We start from the raw sequence: 17,745 nt of genomic DNA, 5'->3' as shown, positions 1-17,745 counted from the left end.
CCCGCGACGGTGGCCGTGTGGAAGGATGGTCCACCCGCCGCATGGGGGCGGACACGGAAGCGAGCAGGGCGTGGTGGCGGACGAACGGGACCGGTCGGCGGGCCGGCCGGCAGCGGGCCGGGTCAAGGAGCTGGTCGGCACCGCCCGCGACCTGCACACCACCGCCCGCACCCTGCTCACCGACCACACCCGCGCCTGCGATGCCGTCCGCGCCGCCGTTGCACCGCTGCGCGAGGAACTCGTCGTACGGGAACTGGAGTCCATACCCGTCTCCCGCCTGAAGGACGTCACCGAAGGCCGGCTGCGGCTCGCCGCACTCGAGGAAGCCGGCCTGGACTCGGTACGCCGCGTCTACGAGTCGACCCGCTACGAGCTGCGCCAGATCCCCGGCGTCGGGGTGCAGACCGCCGACCAGGCGCTCGCCGCGGCCCGGCAGATCGCCCACGCGGTCGGCGAGACGGTGGCCGTACGGGTCGACGTCGACCATCCCGAGCCGCGCACCACCGCCCTCGTCGCGGCCCTGCACCGGCTCATCGCCGCCGGCCCCGAACTGCGCCGGGCCGTGGACCAGGCCACCCGTATCGACCGTGAACTCGACACCCTGCTGCCGGCCGTCCGGCCCGCCACCGGCCGCCTGCGGATGCTGCTCACCGGCCGTACGAAGCGGACCCGGGCGCTCGCCGCCGTCGACCGGCTGCGGGAGCTGACCGAAGAGGCCACCGAGCGGGAACTGCCGCTGCTGCTCGGGCAGGCCTTGGTGGACCTGCTGCGCGAGCCCGGGTCCGAGATCGAGTCCTGGGTCGACTTCGAGCTGCGCTCCGCCGAGTACTACAGCCTGCTCGCCGAGGTCGGCGAGGCCCCCGGCAGCGCCGACATCGCCGCCGCCGAAGGCTTCGTGCCGTCCGAGGTGGCCGAGCGGGTCCGCGCCCAGCACCTCGACGACACGCACTGCCGGGTCTCGCTCCGCGGCTACCAGGCCTTCGGCGCCCGCTTCGCCCTGGCGCAACGCCGCGTCATCCTCGGTGACGAGATGGGCCTGGGCAAGACGGTGCAGGCCATCGCCGCACTCGCGCACCTCGCCGCCCAGGGTCACACCCATTTCCTGGTGGTGTGCCCGGCCAGCGTGCTGATCAACTGGACCCGGGAGATCAGGGCCCGCAGCGCGCTGAAGGCGGTGCCGCTGCACGGCCCCGAGCGCCATGACGCGCATGCCGAGTGGCGCTCCGGTGGTGGCGTCGCGATCACCACCTTCGACGTGCTGTCCGCGCTGCCGGCACCGCACGGGCCTGCCGCTGCCGGCCGCGGGAGCGGCGCCGACGGGGACCGCCCGGTGCTGCCCGGGCTGCTCGTAGTCGACGAGGCGCACTACGTGAAGAACCCCGCCACCCGCAGGGCCCGCGCCGTCGCCGCCTGGAGCCGGCACTGCGAGCGGGTGCTGTTCCTGACGGGCACCCCGATGGAGAACCGCGTGGAGGAGTTCCGCAGCCTCGTCCGCCACCTCAAGCCCGAGCTGCTGACCACCCTCCAGGGCAGCGACGCGGCCGCCGGCTCCCAGGCCTTCCGCAGGGCCGTGGCCCCGGCCTACCTGCGCCGCAACCAGCGGGACGTGCTCACGGAACTGCCGGCGCTGGTGCACGTCGACGAGTGGGAGGAGTTCTCCGCCGAGGACCAGACCGCCTACGGCCAGGCCGTCGCCGAAGGGAACTTCATGGCGATGCGCCGGGCCGCGTACGCGCGCCCCGCCACCTCGGCGAAGCTCCAGCGGCTGCGCGAGTTGGTGGCCGACGCCGCCGAGAACGGCCTGAAGGTCGTGGTGTTCTCGTACTTCCGCGACGTGCTGGCCACGGTCACCGGCGCCCTGGGGGACGCAGCGAACGGGGCGAGTGCGGAGAACGCGGCCGGGGGCGCCGTCTTCGGCCCGCTGTCCGGGGAGGTGCCCGCCGCGCGCCGGCAGCGCCTCGTCGACGAGTTCGCCGCCGCCGACGGCCACGCGGTGCTGCTCTGCCAGATCGAGGCCGGCGGTGTCGGGCTCAACCTCCAGGCCGCGTCCGTGGTGATCCTCTGCGAGCCGCAGGTCAAGCCCACCCTCGAACACCAGGCGGTGGCCCGTGCGCACCGCATGGGCCAGGTCCGCACCGTGCAGGTGCACCGGCTGCTCGCGACGCACAGCGTCGACGAGCGGATGCTGGACATCCTGGAGAACAAGTCCCGGCTCTTCGACGCCTACGCCCGCCGCAGCGACATCGCCGACGCCACCCCGGACGCCGTCGACGTCTCCGACCGGACGCTGGCCCGGCAGATCGTCGAGGAGGAGCAGCGCCGGCTGGCCGCCCGGTAGCGCAGGTCCCCGGCCACCCCGAGGTCAGGGTGACGTGGCGAGGCCCGTCTTCAACCCGGCCCCGCACAGCGGCACCACCGCCGTGCGGCCCCCGGCACCGTCCTTGAACGCCTCGTGGTCCCGTATCGCCGCCCAGCAGGCCACCCCGGTCGACTCCACGAACAGGCCGCGGGAGGCCAGGTCGCGCTGGGCGTGGCGGATCTGGTCCTCCGTCACGGTCAGGAACGCACCGCCGGAGGTGCGCACCGCGCGCAGGATCTGCCGGGCGCGGGGCGGGCGGGGGATGGCGATGCCCTCCGCGAGGGTCGGCGCCGGTGTCCCCGAGCCGTCCAGCAGGTCCTCGGCGTCCTGCTGCCAGGCCTCGGCGAGCGGGGCGACGGCCGCCGACTGCACCGCGTACAGCGCAGGGCGTCGATCGAGCAGGCCCGCCGCATGCAGTTCCTCGACGGCGAGCGCGGCACCGAGCAGCAGGGTGCCGTTGCCCACCGGGACCACCAGCACCTCCGGAAGCCGGCCGCCGAGGTCCTCCCAGATCTCGTGCACGTAGGTCTTGGTGCCGTGCAGGAAGTACGGGTTGTAGACATGGCTGGCGTAGAAGGTGCCGGGCTCGTCGGCGGCTCGGCGGGCGGCGTCCGCCGTCGCCTCCCGGTCGCCCGGCACCACCTCGACGCGTGCCCCGTGCGCCGTGATCTGCTCCAGCTTCTTCGGCGAGGTGCCCGAGGGCACGTACACCGTGCAGGGCAGCCCGGCACGGGCGCAGTACGCGGCGACGGCGGTGCCCGCGTTGCCACTGCTGTCGGCGATCACCCGGCGCGGGCCGAGCCGCAGGGCCAGCTCGGCGAGCAGCACGGCGCCTCGGTCCTTGAAGGACAGCGTCGGCATCAGGTAGTCCAGCTTGGCCGAGACGCCGTCCCGCAGCTCCACCAGGGGCGTTCGCCCCTCACCCAGGGAGACGGACGGTGTGGCCAGCGGCAGCGACTCGGCGTACCGCCACAGCGACCCGACCCGCCCCGCCAGGGACTTCAGGGGCGCGGGAGTGGGCGTGAAGTCCAGGTCCAGCGGGCCCCCGCAGACCGGGCAGCACCAGGCGGGCGCGTCGGTCGGCACCCGGGTGCCGTCGGTGGGGCAGTAGCGATCCGGCAAGGCTGTCATGGCCGCAGCGTAATCACGATTCACGGGGCACGGTGACGGGGCGCGGGGCCGGAGGCGGAGGCGGGGGCGGGACGCGGTGACGGGGCGCAGGGACGGAACCGGCGGTGGGGGAGGGCGGATCGCCGGGAGCGGCGCCGTGGTCCGTACCGGAGTCCGGTCCCGCGGCAGCCGTCGGTCCGAACGGGTGGATGCGTCTCGGGGGCGAACGATCCCGCCCATGGCAAAGTCCCTGGTGCGCGGGGCTGTCATCACATCGAGTGATTCTCAGGCCTTTACTTGCCGTAACAACCCACGGTTGCCACGCTGTTGCTGTCTGTCCATCCGATGGGAGTGGCTCGTGACATTCGGTGAGCAGCCGGCATACCTGCGTGTCGCGGGTGATCTCCGCAGGAAGATCGTCGACGGTTCGCTGCCTCCTCACACCCGGCTCCCCTCGCAAGCCAGAATCCGCGAGCAGTACGGCGTTTCGGACACCGTCGCGCTGGAAGCACGCAAGGTGCTCATGGCCGAGGGGCTTGTCGAGGGGCGTTCGGGCTCCGGCACCTATGTGCGCGAGCGGCCCGAGCCGCGCCGGATCGCCCGCTCGGGCTTCCGGCCGGCCGGCGGCGCCACCCCCTTCCGCCAGGAGCAGGCCGACCCCGCCGTGCGCGGCACCTGGGAGTCGCGCAGCGAGCAGATCGAGGCCTCCGCCTGTATCGCCGCGCGCCTCGACATCCCCGTCGGCGACCCCGTCATGCGCACCCGCTACGTCTTCCGTGACGCCTCCGACGTTCTCATGATCTCCACCTCCTGGGAGCCCCTCGCGCTCACCGGCCGCAGCCCGGTCATGCTCCCCGAGGAGGGCCCGCTCGGCGGCATGGGCGTCGTCGAGCGCATGGCCGCCCTCGACCTCGTGGTGGACAACGTCACGGAGGAAGTCGGCGCCCGCCCCGGCCTCGCGGACGAGTTGCTGATGCTCGGCGGCGTCCCCGGGCATGTCGTGATGGACATCCGGCGCACCTACTTCGCCTCGGGACGTGCAGTGGAGACGGCCGACGTCATCGTCCCGGCCGACCGCTACCGCATCGCGTACCACCTCCCCGTCAAGTGACCGGGCCCGGCCGGCGAATCCACGGCACTCCGGGACGCCGGCAGAACGGGTGGCATGTCAACGCACCCGTTGGGTAGGCGCACTGGCACCACGGAGAAGGGGAGGACACAGTGTCCATGGCAGCTGGGGTCCCGACTGGACTCGCGCAGGGTGACGTCGACCGGCATGGGGGTACCTCCCACGCCGTTCAGGCAGTGGGGGAGCACCACACCGCGCTCGACGAGGCTGCGCCCGCAGCCGTACGGCCGAAGCAACCACCGGAGCACGGGCTTTCCCCCGTGGAGGGCGAGCTCCCGCACATCGCGAATCCGTCCGAGGTCGCCCCGAAGGACGCCCGCGAGCTGTCGAAGTTGTTCTTCGCCCGGCTCGACGAACTGGAAGAGGGCACCCAGGAGTACCAGGACGTACGCAACACCCTCATCGAACTCAACCTCGCCCTGGTGAAGTTCGCCGCCACCCGGTTCCGTGCCCGGTCCGACCAGATGGAGGACATCGTCCAGGTCGGCACCATCGGGCTGATCAAGGCGATCGACCGCTTCGAGCTCAGCCGGGAGGTCGAGTTCGCGTCGTTCGCGATGCCGTGCATCATCGGGGAGATCAAGCGGTTCTTCCGTGACACCAGCTGGGACGTGCACGTCCCGCGCCGTCTCCAGGAGCTGCGGATCGAGCTGGCCAAGGCCACGGAAGTACTCTTCCAGCGGCTGGACCGCTCGCCCAACATCGCCGAACTCGCGGAGTACCTCGGCCGCGACGAGGAAGAGATCACCGAGGGCGTCGTGGCGGCCAACGCCTACACCGCGTCCTCCCTGGACGCACCCCTGGACAGCGGTAGCGAACCGGGCGCCGAGAGCCTCGGCGACGTGCTCGGCGTCCCGGACGACGACATGGAGATCGTGGAGAACGTCCAGGCCCTGAAGCCGCTGGTGGAGCAACTCGGGGAGCGGGACCGCCGCATCCTGCAACTCCGCTTCGGTGCGGAGATGACCCAGGCGGAAATCGGCGCCGAACTGGGCGTCTCACAAATGCACGTCTCCCGCCTACTGACCCGCATCACGACCCGCCTACGCGCCGGAGTCCTCTCCGACGACTGACCCACCACCGCCCCGGCCCGTCGGGCCGAGTCTCGACGGGCCCGTCAGGTCGTCACCGCCCCAGAGGGGCAGTCCCTGTCGTGTCCGGCCCATCGGCCGTCGGGTGGGGTTGCTCGCCCCATTCCCCGTGCCCCTGCTTGTTGGGCGCCTTCGGCGCCGCTGCTGATAAGGGGCGCGGGGAACTGCGCGACAAGCCCCGGCGGGCCCGTCAGGTCGTCACCGCCCCAAAGGGGCAGCCCCTGTCGTGTCCGGCCCACCGGCCGTCGGGTGGGGTTGCTCCCGCCATTCCCCGTGCCCTTGGTTAGGCCCCGGGCGCCCCCGGCGCCCCCGTCGCTGCCGGCACCGAGAACACCTGACGACGTGATGCACGGATGTGCGTCACGTCATGGCTGGTTGCGTACCTCTTCGTGCAATTTCGTATCCGCTGTGTAAAGGTCGGGCGTAGGCTCGGGCATATGCGCAGTGCGGTTTCCGTGGATGCCGAGATCGCTTGCGGGCCAGAGGCACAGCCAGGGGCGAGGCACAGAGAGACAGGGGGTGGAGAGACGCCATGAGCGAGAGCGCGACCCAGCTCGTCTGGCTCGTTATACGCAAGGATGACAACGGCAATCGCTACCGGATCGGCAGCTACGCGACCAAGGCGGAAGCAGAGCGGGAAGCCGAGAAGATGGCGAACAGACTCGACGGTCACGGCGCCCGGAAGCTGTACCTGGTCGAGCGCCTCGAGTCGAGCAGCACCCCGTAGGCGTGGAGGCCCGCGGGCGGAGCCTGCACCGCAGTGGAGCGCAGGGTGCGAGGCCGTCACCGTGCCCCGGTAGGGTCCTGCCCGACCGGCGGCGAATGACGGGAATCGGACATTGTCTGGGCTGATCGACACGGTGGCATGGGTGCGTATCGAGGACGGACGCATCCTCTGCGCGCGCCCGCGCGGCAAGGATGTCTTCTACATCCCCGGCGGTAAGCGTGAGGGCGCGGAGAGCGACCTGGACACCCTGCTGCGCGAGATCGAGGAGGAGCTGACCGTGCACCTCGACCCGGGCACGGTCACGCACGTGGGCACGTACGAGGCTGCCGCCCCCGGGCACCCGGGCGGCTCCGTGGTGCGCATGAGCTGCTACACCGCGGAGTACCGCGGCACCCTGGCGGTCAGCAGCGAGATCGAGGAGATCGCCTGGTTCTCGTACGCGCACCGCGACCTGGTGCCCCCCGTGGACCAGCTGCTGTTCGACGACCTCAAGGCCGCGAGCCAGCTGACCTGAGCGCCCCGGCCGCCCCGGCCTCACTTCCACGGCACCGGAGTGCCGAGGCACCGGGGCGTCACGGCACCGGGGCCAGACCCGTTTCCCACAGCCCGCCAAGCGGCGAATAGGGAGGGGGAATACGGAGGGTGATGAAGGGTATATGAGTAATAGGGCATATGGGTACTAGCAAGTGCTAAATCATGCTAAATCGCCGCACCCCTCTGACACTCCGGATATCCCTCTGATCTCGACCACGAGTTGACCTTGGCTTGACGTCGTCGCCATGTTCCTACCCGCTCGGGGGTGAGCCGGCTAGCGAGGTGATCGGCATGACCGATGTTGCCGGGGACTGTGTCCAGTGGACCTTTCCCGCGGACCCCTGCGCCGTGCACACCGCCCGTACGCAGGTCCGCGGGCAGCTCCACAGCTGGCGGCTCACCCCCCTCGTCGACATCACCATCCTGCTGGTCAGCGAGCTGATGACGAACGCGCTGCGGTACGCGGGCGGCCCCATAGGCATCCGTCTGGTGTACCCCGCGGTGATCCCCGGCGCCCTGCTGGTGGAGGTCTCGGACGCCCGCCCTGACCTGCCCTGTGCCCATGCCGCCGGGGTCGACGACGAGGGCGGCCGCGGGCTCCAGCTGCTTGCCTGCTCGGCGCTCCGCTGGGGGACCGAACGGATCGACACGGGGAAGATGGTGTGGTTCGAGCTGTCCCTGCCTGGTTAGAAGACTGGGTGTGCAGGTCCCGGCGGCCGAAACGAGTCGGGACCGTGCTGTGATCGTGAACACCGTGTCGTGTGGGCCGGAAGTGCTGGATACTGCCTACGGCTGAACTCGGTGGCCGGTACCGGACGCGGTGAGCTGGAGGGGACGGTTCGCGTGAGCGAGATACCAGCGAAGTCCACGGCGCCCGGATCGCCGTCGGACGGATCCCGGGGCGGTGCGCCCGGCGCGCCACCCGGCGCCGCGGGCGGCTCGGGCGATGCGGAGGACCGCCCGGCGCACCACGGCGCGCGTAGCACGCGCGGCGACACCGGCCACGGAGCCCTGGGCCAAGGACCGTACGAATCCGCTGATGCGGCCGTGAGTACCGGTCCGGCCGACGCCACCTGGCAGAGCACCCCGCCCGGTTCGCTCTACGACTATCTGAAGGTCGCCTCGTTCTCGATCGGCCCGGACGGGCTGGTCGACCACTGGAGCAAGCGGGCCGAGCGGCTCTTCGGCATCCCCGCGGCCCGGGCGCTCGGCAAGGACCCCATCGAGGCCTTCGTGCCGGCCGACCTGCGCGAGCGCGGCCAGCGCAAGATGACGGAGATCCTCGACGGCCGCGAGTGGACCGGGTCCGTCCCGTTCCGGCTACCCGCGCCCCGCGACGGCGAGCAGGCCGGGTACGTACAGCACACCCTGGACGGTGACGAGGCAGCAGCCGGCGAGGACGGCACGCAGGAAGGCCGCCCTGACGCCGTCCGCGAGGGAGTCGCCGAGATCTATGTGATGCCGACCGAGAACGCGGACGGTGAGCACTCCGCCGTCTGTATCGTCATCGACGTCCGCATCCTGCGGGGGATCGAGACCGAGCTCGCCGCCTCGCAGGCGATTTTCGGCCAATCTCCTTTTGGCTTTCTTCTGTTCGGCACGGACCTACGCGTCTGGCGCACCAACCACCGGTTCGCCACCGTCTTCGGCGGCACCGCCGACGACCACCGCGGCGGCAGCGTCCACGACTACCTCCCGCGCGGCGAGGCCGACCGGCTGACCGCCGCCATCCGCCGCGTCCTGGAGACCGGCGACCCGGTCAACGAGATGCAACTGGTCGGCCCGGTCCCCGGCTCCAGCGAGCGCCGGCACTGGGCGATCAACCTCTACCGGGTGCACGGCGGCTCCGGCGCCCCGATCGGCGTCGCCGGCATCGGCACCGACGTCACCCGCAGACACGCCGCCGCCCGCGAGGCCGCCCACGCCCGCCGCAATCTCGCCCTCCTGAACGAGGCCGGCGCCCGCATCGGCAACTCCCTCGACCTGGAGACCACCGCGCGCGAACTGCTGGACGTCACCGTCCCCGGCTTCTGCGACCTGGCCTCCGTCGACCTCTACCAGGGCCTGCTCCAGGGCGACGAGTCGCCGTCAGGGCGCTGGGCGGCGACCGGCCCGCAGTCCGGCTCGGGCAGCGCCGAACTTCGCCGGGTCGCCTACGCCAGCGCCGTCTCCGACGCCCCGTTCGCCAACAGCTCCGGCGGCTCGCCCCCGGTCAGCGTCGGCGCCGTGCACCACTACCCGTTCGCCTCGCCGTGCGCCGAGGCGCTGCGCATCGGCCGCCCCCGGCACATCCCCGCCGACGGCGGCCTCATCCAGTCCACCCTCGCCGTGCCGATGGTCGCCCACGACACCGTCGTCGGACTCGCCCAGTTCTCCCGTACGAAGGGCAGCGAGCCGTTCGGCGACCGGGACCGCGCGCTCGCCGTCGAACTCGCCGCACGCGCCGCCGTGTGCATCGACAACGCGCGCCTGTACCGCCGTGAGCACGAGCGCGCCCTGATCCTCCAGCGCTCCCTGCTGCCGCCCGGCGACCCGGAGGCCTCCGGACTCGACATCGCCTGCCGCTATCTGCCCGGCAACGCGGCGACCGAGGTCGGCGGCGACTGGTTCGACGTCATCGAACTGCCCGGACACCGCACCGCCCTGGTCGTCGGCGACGTCATGGGGCGCGGCCTGCGCGCCGCCGTCGCCATGGGCGAGCTGCGCACCGCCGTGCGCACCCTCGCCCTGCTCGACCTGGAGCCCGCCGAGGTGCTCTCCGCGCTCGACGAGATCGCCAGCGGCCTGGGCACCCCCGGAGGCGTCCAGCGATCCCATGCCGCACGGTCCCGGTCGCGCGCCGGCGACACCCGGGAGTCCGACGAGCGGCAGGACGCCGACCTGTTGGAGGTCTACCTCGCCACCTGTATCTACGCGGTCTACGACCCGGTGACCCGGCGGTGCACCTTCGCCAACGCCGGCCATCTGCCGCCGGTCGTCGTGGAGCCCGGCGAGGACGCTCTGATGCTCGACGTGCCGCCCGGCATGCCGCTCGGCGTGGGCGGCGAACCGTTCGAGGAGGTCGAGGTCGAGCTCGCCGAGGGCGCGCTGCTCGCGCTCTACACCGACGGGCTCGTGGAGTCCCGCGACAATCCGCTCGACGAGGGCCTCCAGGCGTTCCTCGGCACCCTCACCGAGCCGTCCCGCCCCCTGGAGGACGTCTGCGACCACGTCCTCACCACCCTCAACACCGCGCACGGCGAGGACGACGTCGCGCTCCTCATGGCACGCATCCAGGGGCTGCCGTCCGGCGCCGTGGGCGACTGGATCCTGCCGCGCGAGGCACTCAGCGTCGGCCGGGCCCGCGAGTACGCCCGCGCCCAACTGCTCACCTGGGACCTCGAACCCCTGGTGGACACCGCGGAGCTGCTGGTCAGCGAGTTGGTGACCAACGCCCTGCGGTACGGCGAGGGCGAGATCAGGCTACGGCTGCTGCTCGACCACACGGTGGTGTGCGAGGTCTGGGACGCCAACCTGGTCCAGCCGCGCCGGCGCCGCGCCCGTGACACCGACGAAGGCGGTCGCGGGCTCCAACTCGTCCAGCTGCTCAGCTCCGCCTGGGGCTCACGCCGGACGCACCGCGGCAAGACGGTCTGGTTCGAGATGCCGCTGCCGGACGGCAACGCCAAGATGAAGGACCCGTCCGAGGCGTTGCTGAGCCTGTTCTGACCCCGCCCGGCCGGCCGCGCCCCTCCGACCCTGCCCGGCCGTGACCTCGCCGCGACCCTTTACCCTTCTCGTTCAGGACATCGGGGGACGGGCCGGGAAGAACGGTCAAGGGCGAAGGCGGGGGATGGCGATGGACGATGTGCGGGAAGAGGCACCGGCCGAGACGGGGAGTGCGCAGGCGGGCAGCGAAGTGGGCCGGCTGCGGCGCGGCTGGCGAGGGATGCGAAGCGGCTGGCGCAGCCCACGCCTGAAGTGGCCGAAGCGCCTGGTGCTCGCCCTGGTCCTGCTGATCGTGCTGCCGCTCGCCGCGGCGGGCATCGCGCTGCGGATCAACTACGGCGGTGACCCGGCCGCCGGTACGACCACCCGTGACCGCGACGCGCTGTGGCTCGGCCACGCCTGGGTCGACGGCCGCAAGGACGACGCCGACCTCGAGGCGCTCGCCGAACGGCTGCACGGCACCGGCATCCGCGATCTGTACGTGCACACGGGCCCCTGGGAACACGACGGAACGCTGCCGGGGAACCGGTATCCCAAGGCCCGGTGGCTGATCCGGCAGGTGCACCGGACCCTGCCCGGCGTGCGCGTCCAGGCCTGGCTCGGCGACGAACTGGCCACCGAGGGCCCGGTGGGGCTGCACCTGGAGGACGCCGCGACCCGGGACCGCATGGTCGGCTCCACCCGTCAGGTGCTGGACGCCGGCTTCGACGGCGTCCACCTCGACCTGGAGCCGCTGCACTCGGACGACGCCGACTACCTGGCCCTGCTGGATCGGCTGCACCCGCTGACGGGCTCCCGAAGCGCGGTGCTGTCCGTCGCCGCCCACCAGATCGACCCGCTGCCGCACCTGCACTCCGTGGCCGGCGCCGTGAAGGGGCACCCGAAGTGGTGGTCGCAGGCGTTCTTCGGGCGGGTCGCACGCCGCGTCGACCAGATCGCCGTCATGTCGTACGACACCGCGATGCCCCTGGAGAGCCTCTACGGCGGCTACGTGGCCGAACAGACCACGCTCGCCCTGGAGGTCACGCCGCGCACCACGGACCTGCTGATGGGGCTGCCCTTCTACCAGGAGAACAACCCCAGCCACTGGGGCTTCGCCGAGACCGTGCCCGCCGCGGTACGGGGCGCCCGGCTCGGCCTCGGCCGCACCGACCCGGACCGGGCCAGGTTCGGTCTCGCCCTGTACGTGGACTTCACGGCACGCGACGAGGACTGGGCGGCGTACCGGGCCGGGTGGGTGCGCTGAGCGGGCCGGTCGGCGACGCTGGGCCGGCCGTCAGAAGCCGAGCCGGCCGGCCGCCGGGCACCGGGTCCCCCGCTAGATGCTGAACCGTTCCTGCGCCAGCAGCGGACGCACCCGCGAGGCGAAACCGCCGGTGCTGAACGTGCGTTGCAGCAGCCCCGGGTGCAGCTGCTCGGCCAGCGCGGCGGCGATCATGCCCTGGTCCAGGGCGAGCACGAAGTCGCTGACCCGGCCGGTGGTCACGTCGACGGAGTCACGGAAGCCGTAGCCGTCGTCGTAGGCGCCGAAGTCGCGGGCGAGCGCGGTGAGGTTGTCCAGGGCGGCCCGGGGCTCGTACGGCAGGGCGAGGAAGGAGGCGTGCGGGGTGACGACGCCCTTGGAGTCGTAGCCGTCCGTCTGCATGCCGAGGGCGGCGACGCCGTACACGTCGTAGCCGCCGTCGGGGACGTTCGCCGGCGAGAAGCCCCAGTAGCCGTACTCCGCCTCGTAGAGGCCGTGCTCGAGCTGGCCGAGCACGTACCGTCCGTGGGTGGCGCCCCACGCCTGCGGCGACCACGTGCGCTCCGGCACGAACAGGGGCACCATCAGCGCCTCGAACATGGAACCGCCCCAGGTCGGGACGAGGGCGCGGCCCCGGTACGTGTAGTGGCCGTTGAACATCCGCACCCGTCCGACGGTGCGGTGTTCGCCGTCGGGTTCCTGCTCCTGCACCTGGCCGGGCGGATCGGTGCGCAGCAGGCACCAGTAGTGCTCGGCGGGCAGGCTGCCGTCGGCGATGCCGAGGTAACTGGCCATGCGCGGCTCGGTGTTCAACGAGCCGTAGTGGTGCGGGGTGGGCTCGCCGGTGTCGGTCCAGAATCCGCCGCGCAGCTGGCCGGGGTGGTTCACCGGGTCGGCAGGGTCGTACGGCGTGTGGAAGTACGACCAGTCGGCGCCGGCCAGCAGCCGTGCGATGCGGGGCCGCAGCGCGGGGTCGGCGTCGGCCGCGATGCGCAGCCCGGCGATCAGCCAGGCGTTGTCGACGGTCGACAGGAACGGCCGCACCTCCTCGCCGCTGTCCGGGGAGCTGGTGAGCGTCGAACCGTCGTAGGGGTCGTACCAGTTGAGCCAGAAGCCGTGCTGCCGCTCCAGGCGCTCCACGGCGGCCAGCGTGCCGGACAGCCTGCGGTGCAGCGTGGCGCGGTCGATGACGCCGAGCCCGGCCGCGGCCACCGTGGACCACAGGCCGCAGCCGATGTTGGTGGGCGACGTCTGCCGGACGGGGGTGGGCCGGCCCGAGCCGGAGAGGTCCATGGCGTCGGCGGTGAGGCTGTGCTCCGTGGTGAGCGTCTCGATCGAGCGGTAGGTGTCGCGGAACCAGGTCCGCATCAGGTCGGTGTCCATGCGGGCAGTCCTCGACGGTCGGGCGGTGGCAGATGCGGCGGGCGCGGCCGGGCGGGTTGCGGATCCCGGGGGCGGTCAGCCCGACGTGCCGAAGAGCTTCAGCAGCAGCGACGGCAGCTCAAGCGTCCGGTCGCTGTCTCCCGGGCGTGATCCCGAGGCGTTCTTGTTCTTCCAGGTCATCGACACGACGGGAGTGTCGCCGTCGCCGACGGTGACCTCGGAACCCGCGTACCGCTTGCCCGCCGCGGTCTCCTTCTCACGAAGGGCCTTCGCGGTCGCGTCGGCGGCGTCCTTCGACGCGGTCACCGCGCACAGGGTCTCGGTCGAGGCCTTGCCTCCGCTGAGCCGGCCGCCGATGGCGAGCAGCACCACGTCCTTGTTCTTCCCGGCGCCCTTCCCGTACAGCGTCGCCTCGTAGGTGTCACCGAGGCAGTCGGCCGCCGCCCGGTATGCCGCGTCGTCGAGCACGGACTTCTTCGGCGGGGTGAGCGGCAGCTTGGGCGAGTCGTCCGAGGTGCGTTCGCTGCGCACGGTGCCGGTCACGTCGACGGTGGGGGAGCCGGACTTCGTCAGGTGCGTGCCGGTGTCGTCCTTGCTCGCGTGGTAGCCGTGCTTCGCCAGGGCGCTGCTGACGGCGTCCGGGTCGAAGGTGCCGGTCAGGAAGGACGTGGGGGTCTGGCTCACCGTCAAGGACGTCTTGACCTGCTTCAGGTCGAAGCCCATGTCCTTCTTCGGGTCCAGCGCGGCGTACTGGCCCAGCTCCGGGATCCCGTAGGTGTCCAGCGCCGCGTACATCCGGTTCCCGGACTCCACGAGCGGCCGCGCCCTGCCGACGTCCCGGAACATGATCGATTCACCGGCGAGCGAGGCGGGTACGGCGGCGAGGGCCCGGGTGAAGGTGGTGCCGTCCTTGCCGCCGGTACCGCCGGTGTCGTCGGAGCCGGCGGACTCCGAGCCGCAGGCGGCGCTTGCCGCCAGGGCCGCGGTGAGCAACACCGCGGCCACCGGACGGTTGGCCGGGCGCCGTCCGGCCCGGACGGCGGGTCGTCCGGCCCGGGCGCGGGGTTGTCCGACCGTGCGACGGCCGACGCGCAGACGGGGCGACAGGGTTATCCGGGTTTTCCGCATGCGCGGAGTCTGGCACAGGCGTGCCCTGGAAGGGGGCGCGGGTCGGTGACGGCCTGCGGGTCGCGTCGTGGCTGGTGGCGCAGTTCCCCGCGCCCCTTATAGGGACACTACGTGTCCCCTCCCGTGGGGCGCCGAAGGCGCTGGGAATAGGGGCGCTGCTCGCTCTTCGAGGGGCACGCAGTGCCCAAAAAAGGGGCGCGGGGAACTGCGCGAGCAACCACCCACCGGCCCGGTGGTCCGGACACGACAGAAAGAACCCCACCGGGCCGGTGACGACCCGACCGTCTCGTCGTGGCTGGTCGCGCAGGTCCCCGCGCCCCTTCCAGGGCGTGGTCCGCCTGGCAGGGGCACCCCCCGAAGGGGGCACCCCAGGGCCGCGGGGCGGCCCTACTCCCCCCGGCGGCGGATCTTGTTCCCCAGCCAGACCAGTGGATCGTACTTACGATCCACTGCCCGTTCCTTCAGCGGAATGAGGGCGTTGTCGGTGATGTGGATGCCCTCGGGGCAGACCTCGGTGCAGCACTTGGTGATGTTGCAGTAGCCGAGGCCGTGGTCCTCCTGGGCGGTGCGCTTGCGGTCGAGGCCGTTCTCCTCGGCCGCGTCGAGCGGGTGCATGTCCAGCTCGGCGATCCGCATGAGGAAACGGGGCCCGGCGAACGCGGTCTTGTTCTCCTCGTGGTCACGCACCACGTGGCAGGTGTTCTGGCACAGGTAGCACTCGATGCACTTGCGGAACTCCTGCGAGCGGTCCACGTCCTCCTGCTGCATCCGGTACTCGCCGGGACCGAGGTCCTTGGGCGGCACGAACGAGGGCACCTCGCGGGCCTTGGTGTAGTTGAAGCCCACGTCGGTGACCAGGTCGCGGACCACGGGGAAGGTACGCATCGGCGTCACCGTGATCGTCTCGGCGCGGTCGAAGACCGACATGCGGGTCATGCACATCAGCCGCGGCCGGCCGTTGACCTCCGCGCTGCACGAGCCGCACTTGCCGGCCTTGCAGTTCCACCGCACCGCCAGGTCCGGCGCCTGGGTGGCCTGGAGCCGGTGGATGATGTCGAGGACGACCTCGCCCTCGTTGACCTCGACCTTGAAGTCCTCCAGGTCGCCGCCGTCGGTGTCGCCGCGCCAGACCCGGAAGTGCGCCTCGTAGGACTGGGCGGTCGCCACGCCGGGCGTGGTGTCCGGGGAGGCGGTGCCGCTCGCGGGCCCCTCGGACGGGGAACCCTGTGAGCTCGGGGATGTTGCGGTGGTCACTCGTACAGCTCCTCTTCGGCGAGGTACTTGACCAGCTCCTCCTTCTCGAAGAGGGCCAGCAGGTCTTCTCGGATGGGTTGGGTCTCCTCGCGGGTCAGCTCGATCTGCCCGCTCTGGGGGTCGGTGGCGGCGAGGCCACCGGTCGGGTCGGCGAGCCGGCACAGCAGGTTCGCCCGGCGCCAGTTGCGGTCCATCGTCGCGAAGTCCTCGCGGGTGTGGCCGCCGCGGCTCTCGGTGCGCTCCAGTGCGGCGCGCGCGACGCACTCGCTGACCAGCAGCATGTTCCGCAGGTCGAGCGCGAGGTGCCAGCCGGGGTTGAACTGCCGGTGCCCCTCGACGCCGGCACGCCGGGCGCGTACCCGCAGGTCGGCCAGCTTCTCCAGGGCCTGCTGCATCTCGCCTTCCCGGCGGATGATGCCGACCAGGTCGTTCATGGTCTGCTGGAGTTCCTGGTGGAGGGTGTACGGGTTCTCCGGCGGCAGGGCGGCTCCCTTGCCGTCCTTACCGTCCTTGCCGGCCTTGGCGCCCTCCTCGCCTTCGCCGGCCTCGGCGGAGAACGGGCGCAGCGCCTCGGCCGCCGCCGTGTCCACCTGGGCCTCGCCGACCGCGGGGCGGCCGTCGCCGGTGAGGCCGGCCGCGTACTCGGCGGCGTGCAGCCCCGCGCGGCGGCCGAATACCAGCAGGTCGGACAGGGAGTTGCCGCCGAGCCGGTTGGAGCCGTGCATACCGCCGGCGACCTCACCGGCCGCGAACAGTCCGGGCACGCCGCGCGCCGCCGCGGTGTCCGAGTCGACCGCGACACCACCCATCACGTAGTGGCAGGTCGGCCCGACCTCCATGGGCCCGGCCGTGATGTCGACGTCGGCCAGCTCCTTGAACTGGTGGTACATGGACGGCAGCCGGCGCCGGATGACCTCCGCCGGCATACGCGACGACACGTCCAGGAAGACGCCGCCGTGCGGGGAGCCGCGGCCGGCCTTCACCTCGGAGTTGATGGCGCGGGCCACCTCGTCACGGGGCAGCAGCTCGGGCGGGCGGCGGTTGTTGTCCGGGTCCTCGTACCAGCGGTCGCCCTCATCCTCGGACTGGGCGTACTTCTCCTTGAAGACGTCCGGGATGTAGTCGAACATGAACCGCTTGCCCTCGGAGTTGCGCAGCACACCGCCGTCACCGCGCACCGACTCGGTGACCAGGATGCCCTTCACCGACGGGGGCCAGACCATGCCCGTCGGGTGGAACTGCACGAACTCCATGTTCAGCAGCGGCGCACCGGCCAGCAGCGCCAGCGCGTGGCCGTCGCCGGTGTACTCCCAGGAGTTCGAGGTCACCTTGAACGACTTGCCGATGCCGCCGGTGGCGAGCACCACCGCGGGGGCCTCGATCACGAAGAAGCGGCCGGATTCGCGCTCGTAGCAGAAGATTCCGGAGACCCGGCCGTCTTCGTCCTGGAGGATGCGGGTGACCGTGCACTCCTGGAAGACCTTGATCCCGGACTCGTAGTCGCCGGACTCCTTGAAGTCCTCCTGCTGGAGCGAGACGACCTTCTGCTGGAGCGTGCGGATCAGTTCGAGTCCCGTGCGGTCGCCGACGTGGGCGAGGCGGGGGTACTCGTGCCCGCCGAAGTTCCGCTGGGAGATCTTGCCTTCCTCGGTGCGGTCGAAGAGCGCGCCCCAGGTCTCCAGTTCCCACACCCGGTCGGGCGCTTCCTTGGCGTGCAGCTCCGCCATGCGCCACTGGTTGAGGAACTTGCCGCCGCGCATCGTGTCGCGGAAGTGCACCTGCCAGTTGTCGCCCGAGTTCACATTGCCCATGGACGCGGCGATGCCGCCCTCGGCCATCACCGTGTGGGCCTTGCCGAACAGGGACTTGCAGATCACCGCCGTCCGCGCGCCCTGCTCGCGTGCCTCGATCGCGGCCCGCAGTCCGGCGCCGCCGGCGCCGACCACGACCACGTCCCACTGCTGACGTTCCACTTGAGCCATTGCTTGTGTCGCATCCCATCCAGAACAGTCACGAATGCCGCCGCCGGCCGGTCCCTCGTCATCGTGGACCCCACAGGGCCCATCGTGGACCCGCGGG

13 protein-coding genes are annotated in these 17,745 nt (G+C 71.8%); 8 read left to right on the top strand and 5 right to left on the bottom strand.

The features are described 5' to 3' along the window. Window positions 1-25 precede the first annotated feature (25 nt). Window positions 26-2,338 (top strand): DEAD/DEAH box helicase, encoded by a 2,313-nt coding sequence (locus NQO67_RS24595; protein WP_374119088.1) that lies wholly within the window; start codon window positions 26-28, stop codon window positions 2,336-2,338. A 24-nt stretch (window positions 2,339-2,362) separates the two neighbouring features. Here NQO67_RS24595 and NQO67_RS24590 read toward each other — a convergent pair whose 3' ends face one another. Further along, window positions 2,363-3,490: a threonine synthase gene (locus tag NQO67_RS24590; protein ID WP_255952386.1), complete on the bottom strand. Its 1,128-nt coding sequence runs from the start codon at window positions 3,488-3,490 to the stop codon at window positions 2,363-2,365. A 337-nt stretch (window positions 3,491-3,827) separates the two neighbouring features. Between NQO67_RS24590 and NQO67_RS24585 the strand changes: the two genes are divergently transcribed. The 7 genes from NQO67_RS24585 to NQO67_RS24555 all read left to right on the top strand — a co-directional run bounded on the left by NQO67_RS24585 (window position 3,828) and on the right by NQO67_RS24555 (window position 11,904). Continuing rightward, entirely contained in the window at window positions 3,828-4,580 is a 753-nt protein-coding gene (locus NQO67_RS24585; protein WP_255952385.1) for a GntR family transcriptional regulator, read from the top strand. Between the two features lie 116 nt (window positions 4,581-4,696). After that, the gene (locus NQO67_RS24580) at window positions 4,697-5,671 is read left to right on the top strand and encodes a SigB/SigF/SigG family RNA polymerase sigma factor (protein WP_255952384.1); all 975 of its coding nucleotides are present in this window, start codon (window positions 4,697-4,699) and stop codon (window positions 5,669-5,671) included. Between the two features lie 550 nt (window positions 5,672-6,221). After that, entirely contained in the window at window positions 6,222-6,416 is a 195-nt protein-coding gene (locus tag NQO67_RS24575) for an SPOR domain-containing protein (protein WP_255952383.1), read from the top strand. Between the two features lie 112 nt (window positions 6,417-6,528). Continuing rightward, entirely contained in the window at window positions 6,529-6,930 is a 402-nt protein-coding gene (locus NQO67_RS24570; RefSeq protein ID WP_255952382.1) for an NUDIX hydrolase, read from the top strand. Window positions 6,931-7,241: 311 nt separating this feature from the next. Beyond that, on the top strand, window positions 7,242-7,640 hold the full coding sequence (locus NQO67_RS24565) for an ATP-binding protein (protein WP_255952381.1): 399 nt from the start codon (window positions 7,242-7,244) through the stop codon (window positions 7,638-7,640). A gap of 153 nt (window positions 7,641-7,793) precedes the next feature. After that, the gene (locus tag NQO67_RS24560; protein ID WP_374119087.1) at window positions 7,794-10,658 is read left to right on the top strand and encodes a SpoIIE family protein phosphatase; all 2,865 of its coding nucleotides are present in this window, start codon (window positions 7,794-7,796) and stop codon (window positions 10,656-10,658) included. Window positions 10,659-10,782: 124 nt separating this feature from the next. Further along, the gene (locus NQO67_RS24555; protein WP_255952379.1) at window positions 10,783-11,904 is read left to right on the top strand and encodes a glycoside hydrolase family 18 protein; all 1,122 of its coding nucleotides are present in this window, start codon (window positions 10,783-10,785) and stop codon (window positions 11,902-11,904) included. Window positions 11,905-11,976: 72 nt separating this feature from the next. On the opposite strand, the gene NQO67_RS24550 is transcribed toward NQO67_RS24555, so the two are convergent. From NQO67_RS24550 to NQO67_RS24535, 4 genes are all read right to left on the bottom strand, one after another. Next, window positions 11,977-13,284, bottom strand: coding sequence for a glucoamylase family protein (locus tag NQO67_RS24550; protein ID WP_255952378.1), 1,308 nt, complete (start codon window positions 13,282-13,284; stop codon window positions 11,977-11,979). A gap of 75 nt (window positions 13,285-13,359) precedes the next feature. Next, on the bottom strand, window positions 13,360-14,412 hold the full coding sequence (locus NQO67_RS24545) for a hypothetical protein (protein ID WP_255952377.1): 1,053 nt from the start codon (window positions 14,410-14,412) through the stop codon (window positions 13,360-13,362). Window positions 14,413-14,799: 387 nt separating this feature from the next. Next, on the bottom strand, window positions 14,800-15,579 hold the full coding sequence (locus NQO67_RS24540) for a succinate dehydrogenase/fumarate reductase iron-sulfur subunit (protein ID WP_255952445.1): 780 nt from the start codon (window positions 15,577-15,579) through the stop codon (window positions 14,800-14,802). 83 nt (window positions 15,580-15,662) lie between these two features. Continuing rightward, on the bottom strand, window positions 15,663-17,648 hold the full coding sequence (locus NQO67_RS24535; RefSeq protein WP_255952376.1) for a fumarate reductase/succinate dehydrogenase flavoprotein subunit: 1,986 nt from the start codon (window positions 17,646-17,648) through the stop codon (window positions 15,663-15,665). Between the last annotated feature and the right edge of the window lie 97 nt (window positions 17,649-17,745).

This window comes from Streptomyces odontomachi, assembly GCF_024435355.1.
Lineage (GTDB): Bacteria > Actinomycetota > Actinomycetes > Streptomycetales > Streptomycetaceae > Streptomyces > Streptomyces odontomachi.
This window is presented reverse-complemented; position numbering and strand designations above follow the sequence as displayed.